General features: G+C 38.9%; 1 protein-coding gene. It reads right to left on the bottom strand.

The genetic code is table 11. From position 1 onward, the window contains the following. Positions 1–172: 172 nt before the first annotated feature. A complete protein-coding gene (locus I2484_RS20995; RefSeq protein ID WP_207152992.1) occupies positions 173–1,357 on the bottom strand; it encodes an IS256 family transposase in 1,185 nt (394 codons plus the stop codon). Positions 1,358–1,468: the final 111 nt, after the last annotated feature.

Below are 1,468 nucleotides of genomic sequence, written 5' to 3'. Positions count from 1 at the left end.
TTAGCGCTGTCATTGGAAGGGAGTGTCAATATTTATGTGTAAATGACAATCCAACCTTTTCATTGTGAATACACTTATTGCTTTTTTATAACTTACGAGTAGCACTTATTTGCTCTTAATATTAAGGATATCTTTTCTTCTAAACCAAATTTTGTGTTAAGCAGACTAACTATTATTCTTTTGCTTCAAACATATTAGACAGCTCTGCACGTGCTTGATCGAAACCAATGTGGCATCGTGTGATGAAACGTTGGTTATAATCTTCGAACTGGGAAACGAGGAAGCGTTCAAGTGATTCTTCATTCGGAAACTGCTCTTTTCGCTTTGTATATTTCTTGATTTGCTTGTTGAAAGACTCGATTAAATTCGTTGAGTATATGCTGCGCCAAATTGATTTAGGAAAACTGTAGAAAGTAAGTAGATGGTCATTTGTAGCGAGTGATTTCGTAACCTTCGGGTACGACTTATTCCATTTTGAACAGAAGTTATCTAGTGCGACTTGGCCAGCTTCCTGATCATCAGCTCGGTAAACCGTTTTGAAATCCTCACAAATCTCAGCTCGATCTTCAACACGTACTTTATGAGAAATAGTACGTGCCACATGCACTAGGCATGTTTGGAATTGAGCTTTAGGAAATGCACTTGTAATTGTGTCCACCATGCCTGTTAGGCCATCTGAGAGGAAGAGAAGGACTTCTTCTACTCCACGTTCTTTTATTTCTAGGAGGAGCTCTTTCCAATTGAAGGCTGATTCTGTTGGAGCGATTGTGTAAGCAATCACTTCTTTTGAGCCATCTTCACGAATGCCGACAGCTATATAAACAGCTTCTTTCGAAACCGTTTCACGTCGAACGGAAATATAGGTTGCGTCTAAATAAACACATGCATAGCGCGTACTGAGTTTCCTTTTATTAAAGGCTTCTACCTGTTCACCCACTACTTGTGTCATATTAGATATAGTTTGACGTGTGTAATGATGGCCATACATTTTCTCGATTAAATCAGCGATTTCTGACATAGTCACGCCTTTTTGAAACATGTGGATGACAAATGATTCGAGCGTATCGTTTGATCGCTTATAAGGCGCGACAGTCTGTTGTTTAAACTCACCGTTGCGATCACGGGGAATCGTGACCTGAAGGTCACCATATTCAGTGTGCAGCGTTCGGTCATATGAACCATTACGTGAATTCCCTGAGTTAAAGCCAATACGGTCATATTTTTCATAATCTAAAAACGCTGTCAGCTCCGTAGTTAGTAAGGTATTTACAGCTGTTTCTAAATGTGAACGAAAAACCTCGGTAATATCTTGTTTTTGTACTAGTGCTTGAACAATATCTGTTGTAAACTGGGTCATAGGGAAGGCCTCTTTTCTAGGATTGGTTGTGGTGACTTAATTCTACCAAGAAAAGGTCTTCCTTTTTGCATTTATTCATTTACACAAGATATTTTACACTCTCCTATTGAA

The sequence above is a fragment of the Sporosarcina sp. E16_8 genome (assembly GCF_017347095.1).
Lineage (GTDB): Bacteria > Bacillota > Bacilli > Bacillales_A > Planococcaceae > Sporosarcina.
The sequence above is the reverse complement of the archived record's forward strand: the minus strand, read 5'-3'. Positions and strand labels throughout refer to the sequence as shown.

What these genes read in the sequence shown, in the direction of transcription:
- I2484_RS20995 (WP_207152992.1), bottom strand. Translation starts at nt 1,357, where the DNA reads ATGACCCAGTTTACAACAGATATTGTTCAAGCACTAGTACAAAAACAA.